Origin of the sequence: Streptomyces muensis (genome assembly GCF_021474425.1) — a bacterium.
GTDB lineage: Bacteria > Actinomycetota > Actinomycetes > Streptomycetales > Streptomycetaceae > Streptomyces > Streptomyces muensis.
In genome coordinates this window covers 1-8,168 of sequence record NZ_JAKEIP010000321.1, presented here as the reverse complement: position 1 = coordinate 8,168, position 8,168 = coordinate 1, and the positions used below count along the sequence as shown (strand labels likewise).

The 8,168-nt window shown below is 70.2% G+C and carries 6 protein-coding genes and 1 pseudogene; all 7 read left to right on the top strand.

Features of this window, described 5'->3' with window-relative positions; genetic code table 11:
* Positions 1 to 651: pseudogene (locus L0P92_RS39310) on the top strand (hypothetical protein); the annotation flags it as partial.
* Between the two features lie 192 nt (positions 652 to 843).
* Complete coding sequence (locus L0P92_RS39305; protein ID WP_234767931.1) at positions 844 to 1,686, top strand: nitrilase-related carbon-nitrogen hydrolase; 843 nt, start codon at positions 844 to 846, stop codon at positions 1,684 to 1,686.
* Entirely contained in the window at positions 1,683 to 2,966 is a 1,284-nt protein-coding gene (locus L0P92_RS39300; RefSeq protein ID WP_234767930.1) for an aspartate aminotransferase family protein, read from the top strand. Before L0P92_RS39305 ends, L0P92_RS39300 begins: the two co-directional genes overlap by 4 nt.
* Positions 2,967 to 3,005: 39 nt before the next feature.
* On the top strand, positions 3,006 to 4,583 hold the full coding sequence (locus L0P92_RS39295) for a PucR family transcriptional regulator (RefSeq protein WP_234767929.1): 1,578 nt from the start codon (positions 3,006 to 3,008) through the stop codon (positions 4,581 to 4,583).
* Between the two features lie 155 nt (positions 4,584 to 4,738).
* A complete protein-coding gene (locus L0P92_RS39290; RefSeq protein ID WP_234767928.1) occupies positions 4,739 to 5,581 on the top strand; it encodes a nitrilase-related carbon-nitrogen hydrolase in 843 nt (280 codons plus the stop codon).
* A gap of 91 nt (positions 5,582 to 5,672) precedes the next feature.
* Complete coding sequence (gene hydA, locus L0P92_RS39285; protein ID WP_234767927.1) at positions 5,673 to 7,076, top strand: dihydropyrimidinase; 1,404 nt, start codon at positions 5,673 to 5,675, stop codon at positions 7,074 to 7,076.
* Positions 7,077 to 7,087: 11 nt separating this feature from the next.
* Complete coding sequence (locus L0P92_RS39280) at positions 7,088 to 8,110, top strand: TIGR03842 family LLM class F420-dependent oxidoreductase (RefSeq protein ID WP_234767926.1); 1,023 nt, start codon at positions 7,088 to 7,090, stop codon at positions 8,108 to 8,110.
* The last annotated feature ends 58 nt before the right edge of the window (positions 8,111 to 8,168 follow it).

Genomic DNA, 8,168 nt, shown 5'->3' with positions numbered 1-8,168 from the left:
CTCCCCGCCCAGCCCGTCACCGGCCGCCGCACCCCGCGTGGCGCGCGGTTCGCCGGGGCCGGGGCCGAGCCCGAACCGGTCGCGGCCACCCCGGTGGAACCGCGGGTCGAGCAGATGGACGCGGCGGATCGGCGGGAGGTCGTCGAGGCCGTGGAGACGCTGGTACGGCTGCGCGGCGAAGGGCGCAGCGGTGAGGCGCACGCACTGCTCGTCGAGGCCGCCTACTGGCCCGCCGAACGCATCCCCCTGCTCGCCGCCGAGATGCGGCACGCAGGCCTCGCGGCCGACTGGGCGACCGTGCTGTGGGAGGCCGCCTCGCTGCCCGCCGAGCGGCTCGTGGCCGCCGCCGACGCGCTGACCGCGGCGGGGCGCGCCGAGGACGGCGAGCAGATCCTGCGGCAGGGCGTGGGGCGGCCCGCGCACGAGATCGGGCAGGCGGTCGTCGCGCTGGCCGGCGACGGACGCCACCGCGAGGTCCGCGCCCTGCTCGACGCCTACGTCCGCGTCCGCACCCCGGAGGAGGCCGCCCGCAGCGCCGCACCCGACCCGAAGACGCTCGTACCCCTGCTGCTCGCGGCCGCCCAGGGGGTCTCGGACGAGTGCCAGTGGGACCTCGTGCACGCCCTGCGGGTGGCGGGCCACACGGCCTGAGACTCGGCGGACACAGGAGACGACACCCCTCCCACCGGCCCCAACAGTCACCCACAGGAGTGTGAAACGCGATCGACTCTGCGGGTTAACGACGATGGTCTTGGCAAGGCTGTTCCAGGGGCTTACTTTCGAGCCTCTACGGCCCCCCTCTACGGGCGTAGAGGCTCTGACGTCCCGTCGAAGGAGCAGCTCATGGCCAACGTCGTTCGTGCCGCTCTGGTCCAGGCCACCTGGACCGGCGACACCGAGTCCATGGTGGCGAAGCACGAGGAGCACGCCCGCGAGGCGGCCCGTCAGGGCGCGAGGATCATCGGGTTCCAGGAAGTCTTCAACGCGCCCTACTTCTGTCAGGTCCAGGAACCCGAGCACTACGGCTGGGCCGAGCCAGTCCCCGACGGGCCGACCGTGCGGCGGATGCGGGAGCTGGCCCGCGAGACCGGCATGGTGATCGTCGTCCCCGTCTTCGAGGTCGAGGGCTCCGGCTTCTACTACAACACCGCCGCCGTGATCGACGCCGACGGCACCTTCCTCGGCAAGTACCGCAAGCACCACATCCCGCAGGTCAAGGGCTTCTGGGAGAAGTACTACTTCAAGCCGGGCAACGTCGGCTGGCCCGTCTTCGACACCGCCGTGGGCAAGGTCGGCGTCTACATCTGCTACGACCGCCACTTCCCGGAGGGCTGGCGGCAACTCGGCCTGAACGGCGCCCAGCTCGTCTACAACCCCTCCGCCACCCACCGCGGCCTCTCCTCCTACCTCTGGCGCCTGGAGCAGCCGGCCGCCGCCGTCGCCAACGAGTACTTCGTCGCCGCGATCAACCGGGTCGGTGTCGAGGAGTACGGCGACAACGACTTCTACGGCACCTCGTACTTCGTCGACCCGCGCGGCCAGTTCGTCGGCGAGGTCGCCAGTGACAAGACGGAGGAACTGATCGTCCGCGACCTCGACTTCGACCTCATCGACGAAGTGCGGCAGCAGTGGGCCTTCTACCGCGACCGCCGCCCCGACGCCTACGAAGGACTGGTGCAGCCGTGACCAAGGACCTGCTGGGACGCCACCGCGCCGTGCTGCCCGACTGGCTCGCCCTCTACTACGAGGAGCCGCTGGAGATCACCCACGGCGAGGGCCGCCATGTGTGGGACGCCGAGGGCAACCGCTACCTCGACTTCTTCGGCGGCATCCTGACGACGATGACCGCGCACGCCCTGCCCGAGGTGACCAAGGCGGTGAGCGAACAGGCCGGGCGGATCATCCACTCCTCCACCCTGTACCTCAACCGTCCGATGGTCGAACTCGCCGAGCGCATCGCCCAGTTGAGCGGCATCCCCGATGCCCGCGTCTTCTTCACCACCTCCGGCACCGAGGCCAACGACACCGCCCTGCTGCTCGCGACGACCTACCGCCGCAGCAACACGATCCTGGCGATGCGCAACAGCTACCACGGCCGCTCCTTCAGCGCGGTCGGCATCACCGGCAACCGCGGCTGGTCCCCGACCTCCCTGTCGCCGCTGCAGACGCTGTACGTCCACGGCGGGGTCCGCACGCGTGGGCCGTACGCGCACCTGAGCGACGACGACTTCATCGCCGCCTGCGTCGACGACCTGCGGGACATCCTCGGCCACACCCGCCCGCCGGCCGCGCTGATCGCCGAGCCCATCCAGGGCGTCGGCGGCTTCACCTCCGGCCCCGACGGGCTCTACGCCGCCTTCCGCGAGGTCCTCGCCGAACAGGGCATCCTGTGGATCGCCGACGAGGTGCAGACCGGCTGGGGCCGCACCGGCGACCACTTCTGGGGCTGGCAGGCACACGGCCAGTCCGGTCCGCCGGACATCCTGACCTTCGCCAAGGGCATCGGCAACGGCATGTCCATCGGCGGGGTCGTGGCCCGCGCCGACATCATGAACTGCCTCGACTCCAACAGCATCTCCACCTTCGGCGGCACCCAGATCACCATGGCGGCCGGCCTCGCCAACCTCTCCTACCTGCTGGAACACGACCTCCAGGGCAACGCCCGACGGGTCGGCGGGCTGCTCCTCGAACGGCTGCGGGCCGTCGCCACCCAGGTGCCGCACGTACGGGAGGTGCGCGGCCGGGGCCTGATGCTGGGCGTCGAGATCACCCGGCCCGGCACCGACGAGGCCGACCCGGCCGCCGCGTCGGCCGTGCTGGAAGCGGCCCGCGAGGGCGGCCTGCTCATCGGCAAGGGCGGCGGCCACAACACCACCTCCCTGCGGATCGCCCCGCCCCTGTCCCTCACCGTCGCGGAGGCCGAGGAAGGCGCCGCGATCCTCGACAGCGCTCTGAGGAGCATCTAGCAGGACCCACTTCAGCACCCGAGTGAGGGAAACGTCGCCATGGCCACCACCTCGGAGCCCTTGGAGCCTTCGGAACCCCTGGAGCCCGCCCTGTCGGTCCGGCAGGTCCTCACCCTGGAGCGGGTGCTCGCCGGGGAGCCCGAGGTGGTGGCCGGCGCCGGTCAGCTGGACCGGCCGGTGCGCTGGGTGCATGTCGCCGAGGCGCCGGACGTCGGGGTGATGCTGACCGGCGGGGAGATGGTGCTGACCACCGGAGTGCTGCTCGCCGGGGACGAAGACAAGCAGGCCGAGTACATCCGCTCCCTGCACCGGGCCGAGGCCGCGGCCGTCGTCCTGGGCCTCGGCCGGGCGTTCCCCGCGCCGCCGGAGGTGATGCGCCGGGCGGCCGAGCGGTGCGGGCTGCCCATGGTGGTCCTGCACCGGCCCTTCCCCTTCGCCGAGCTCACCGAGGAGGTCCAGTGCCGGCTCGTGCGGCGGAAGTTCGCCGCCGTGAGCCTCTCGGAGGCCGTGCGGACGGCACTGACCGCGCTCATCACCGCCGGCGCCCCGTTGCAGAGCCTGCTGGACGAGGTGGCCTCGCATGCCGCCTGCCCCGTCGTCGTCACCAACCTCGCCCACCGCGTCCTCGCCACGGCCGGTGAGCGCCCCGCGGTGGACGACGTGCTGCGCGACTGGGAGCGCATCGCCCGGCAGGCCGGCGGCAGCGAGGGCGACGGCTGGATCCGCGCCGAACTCGGCGGCCGCGGTGAGCGCTGGGGGCAGATCATGCTGTGCGGCTACCGCGGCGACACCGCCACGGGACGGCTCCTCGCCGACCGCGCCGCCGAGGCCCTGGTCCTGCACCGCATGCTCGGCGGCAACTCCGCGCACACCTGGGAGGAGCAGTCCGCGCAGAGCCTGCTGACCGACCTGGTCAGCGGGGTCGTACCGGCGAGGCAACTGCTGCCGCGCGCGCGTGCCGCCGGACTTCCGGTGAACCGGCGCACCTTCGTGCCGCTGGTCGTGCGGGACGTCGAGTCCGCCCAACTCGACCGTGTGCTGCGGATGTTGGGGCTGCCAGGACTCGTCGCCGAGCTGGCCGACGGGGCCGTGGCGGTGCTGTTGAGCCTCGCCCGCGACCAGGACGCACCGGTGCTGACGGCGAACTTCGCGGCACGGGTGCACTCGGAGGCCGTCGGAACCGTGGTGGCCGCCGCCGACGCCCGTACCGCCTGGGACGACGTGCCCGCCGGCCTGCGCGAGGCGCAGCACGTCGCCGATGCCGTCGCCGACTCCTCGGCCGCGCTCGACCTCCCGGCCGTCGTACGCCTCAAGGACGTCCATCTGCGCGGCCTGATCCGGCTGCTCAGGGACGATCCGCAGGTGCAGTCGTTCGCGGAACGGGAGCTGGACGGGCTGCTGCGTGCGTCCGACGAGGACATGCTGTCCGTGCTGCGGACCTATCTCGCGACCGGCCGCAACAAGTCCCGCACCGCCCAGCTCCACCATGTCTCACGGCCCGCGCTCTATCGCCGCCTGGAGGCGATACAGACGCGGCTCGGCGTCGACCTCGACGACTTCGAACAGGCCGCGTCCGTACACATCGCACTCCTCGCGCATGACGCGCAACAGAGCTGAAACCTGCCATGACCTGGGAAAACGGCGGTGAAACATGGGATCGGAAGAGGGTGACACCGTGACACGCCGCACGCCCCCAGACGTGACACCGTGCAACTCAAACCGCCGCTTCGGACTTCCTAGCCTTCTCGCACACCGAGCGACCGGAGGTCCCGATGAGCCGAGTGATTCGTGCCGCCCTCTTCCAGACCGCCTGGACCGGCGACAAGGAATCCATGATCCAGGTACACGAGCAGGCGGCCCGCGACGCGGCCGCGCAAGGCGCTCAAGTGCTGTGCTTCCAGGAGCTGTTCTACGGGCCCTACTTCTGTCAGGTCCAGGACAAGGCGTTCTACGAGTACGCCGAGCAGATCCCCGAGGGCCCCACCGTCCGCCGCTTCCAGGCGCTCGCCAAGGAACTCGGCATCGTCCTCGTCCTGCCGATGTACGAGGAGGAACAGCCGGGCGTCCTCTACAACACCGCCGCCGTGATCGACGCGGACGGCTCCTACCTCGGCAAGTACCGCAAGACCCACATCCCCCAAGTGCAGGGATTCTGGGAGAAGTTCTACTTCCGCCCCGGGAACAGCGGCTGGCCGGTCTTCGAGACGGCCGTCGGCAGGATCGGCGTCTACATCTGCTACGACCGCCACTTCCCGGAGGGCTGGCGGGCGTTGGGCCTGGCCGGCGCCGAGATCGTCTTCAACCCCTCCGCCACCTCCCGCGGCCTCTCCCGCTACCTCTGGCAGCTGGAGCAGCCTGCGGCTGCCGTCGCCAACGAGTACTTCGTGGGCGCCATCAACCGGGTCGGCGTGGAGGACCTCGGCGACAACGACTTCTACGGCACGACGTACTTCGTGGACCCGGAGGCCCAGTTCGTGGGGGAGGTGGCGAGCGACAAGGAGACGGAACTCGTCGTACGCGACCTGGACTTGGCGAAGCTGAGGGAAGTCCGCGACCGCTGGCAGTTCTACAGGGACCGCGCCCCGGGGGCGTACGGCCCGCTGACAGCCCCGTAAAAACGCCGCTGGCGTCGGCCCACCTAGGGGCGCGGGGAACTGCGCGACCAGCCACAGCAAAGCCGCACATGACCACCGAGGGAGAGGACCCATGACCGGCCGAACACTAATCCGCGGCGGCCTCGTCATCACCGCATCCGACGAGACGCACGCCGATGTCCTGATCGAGGACGGCCGCATCACCGCCCTCGCCGCCACCGGAACATCCGTCGCCGAGGCATGGACCGCCGACCGAACCATCGACGCCACCGGAAAGTACGTCATCCCGGGCGGCGTAGACGCCCACACCCACATGGAGCTACCGTTCGGCGGCACCTTCGCCTCCGACACCTTCGAGACCGGCACCCGGGCCGCCGCCTGGGGCGGTACCACCACGATCGTCGACTTCGCCGTGCAGAGCGTGGGCCACACCCTGCGCGAGGGCCTCGACGCCTGGCACGCCAAGGCGGAGGGCAACTGCTCGATCGACTACGGCTTCCACATGATCGTCTCCGATGTGAACCAGGAGACGCTCAAGGAGATGGACCTGCTGGTCGAGGAGGGCGTGACCTCCTTCAAGCAGTTCATGGCGTACCCGGGCGTCTTCTACTCCGACGACGGCCAGATCCTGCGCGCCATGCAGCGTTCCGCCGAGAACGGCGGCCTGATCATGATGCACGCCGAGAACGGCATCGCGATCGACGTGCTCGTAGAACAGGCGCTGGCACGCGGCGAGACCGACCCCCGCTACCACGGCGAGGTCCGCAAGGCGCTCCTCGAAGCCGAGGCCACCCACCGGGCCATCAAGCTCGCCCAGGTCGCCGGCGCCCCGCTGTACGTCGTGCACGTCTCGGCCATGGAGGCAGTGGCCGAGCTGGCACGGGCGCGCGACGAGGGGCTGAACGTCTTCGGCGAGACCTGCCCGCAGTATCTGTTCCTGTCCACCGACAACCTCGCCGAGCCCGATTTCGAGGGCGCGAAGTACGTGTGCTCGACGCCGCTGCGGCCCAAGGAGCACCAGGCCCAGCTGTGGAAGGGCCTGCGGACGAACGACCTCCAGGTCGTCTCCACCGACCACTGCCCGTTCTGCTTCGTGGGCCAGAAAGAACTCGGCCGCGGCGACTTCTCGAAGATCCCCAACGGTCTCCCGGGCGTGGAGAACCGGATGGACCTGCTCCACCAGGCCGTCGTCGACGGCCACATCTCACGCCGCCGCTGGATCGAGATCGCCTGCGCGACCCCGGCCCGGATGTTCGGCATGTACCCGAAGAAGGGCACGATCACGCCGGGCGCCGACGCCGACGTGGTGATCTACGACCCGCAGGCCGAGCAGGTCATGTCCGCCGTGACGCACCACATGAACGTCGACTACTCGGCGTACGAGGGCAAGCGGACCACCGGCCGGGTCGAGACGGTCCTCTCGCGTGGCGAACCCGTCATCACCGAGCGGGAGTACACCGGGCGCGCCGGGCACGGCGTCTACACCCCCCGCTCCACCTGTCAGTACCTCAACTAGGAGCGGAGCCCATGGACTTCGGACTCGTCCTGCAGACCGACCCGCCCGCCTCGCGGGTGGTCAGCCTGATGAAGCGCGCCGAGCGCAGCGGGTTCAGCTACGGCTGGACCTTCGACTCGGCCGTGCTGTGGCAGGAGCCGTTCGTCATCTACAGCCAGATCCTCGCCAACACCGACAGGCTCAAGGTCGGCCCGATGGTGACCAACCCGGGCACCCGCACCTGGGAGGTCACCGCCTCCACCTTCGCCACCCTCAACGACATGTTCGGCAACCGCACGGTCTGCGGCATCGGCCGCGGCGACTCGGCCATGCGTGTCGCCGGCCGCAAGCCCAACACCCTGGCCCGGATCAGCGAAGCCATGAAGGTCATCCGCGCGCTCGGCAGCGGCCGGGAGGCCGACCTCGGCGGTGGCACGGTCGTCAGGTTCCCCTGGATCAAGCCCGGCGCCGAACTCCCCGTCTGGATGGCGGCGTACGGCCCGAAGGCCCTGAAGATGACCGGTGAGGAGGCCGACGGGTTCATCCTCCAGCTCGCCGACCTCTATCTGACCGAGTACATGGTCAAGGCCGTGAAGGACGCGGCGGTCGCGGCCGGCCGTGACCCGTCCGAGGTGAAGATCTGTGTCGCCGCACCCGCGTACGTCACCGAGGACGACTCGCCCGAGGCCCTCGCCCACGCCCGGGAGCAGTGCCGCTGGTTCGGCGGGATGGTCGGCAACCACGTGGCCGACCTGGTGTCCAAGTACGGCGAGCACTCCGCCGCCGTACCCGACGAACTCACCGAGTACATCAAGGCGCGTGAGGGGTACGACTACTCCCACCACGGCCGCGCCGACAATCCGGACACCCAGTTCGTGCCCGACGAGATCGTCGACCGGTTCTGTGTCATCGGCCCGGTCGAGAAGCACATCGAGAAGCTGAACGCGCTGCGGGAACTGGGCGTCGACCAGTTCGCCGTCTACGACATGCACGACGCGCAGGAGACGGTGATCGACGCGTACGGCTCGTCGGTCATCCCGGCCGTCAACTCCTGATCCCCGCACCCGAGTTCACTCGACAACAGGCTCACGACCCCCCACCCCCTGGTCACCC

Coding starts and splice junctions, on each gene's coding strand:
- L0P92_RS39295 (WP_234767929.1), top strand. CDS start 3,006: ATGGCCACCACCTCGGAGCCCTTGGAGCCTTCGGAACCCCTGGAGCCC.
- hydA (WP_234767927.1), top strand. CDS start 5,673: ATGACCGGCCGAACACTAATCCGCGGCGGCCTCGTCATCACCGCATCC.
- L0P92_RS39290 (WP_234767928.1), top strand. CDS start 4,739: ATGAGCCGAGTGATTCGTGCCGCCCTCTTCCAGACCGCCTGGACCGGC.
- L0P92_RS39280 (WP_234767926.1), top strand. CDS start 7,088: ATGGACTTCGGACTCGTCCTGCAGACCGACCCGCCCGCCTCGCGGGTG.
- L0P92_RS39305 (WP_234767931.1), top strand. CDS start 844: ATGGCCAACGTCGTTCGTGCCGCTCTGGTCCAGGCCACCTGGACCGGC.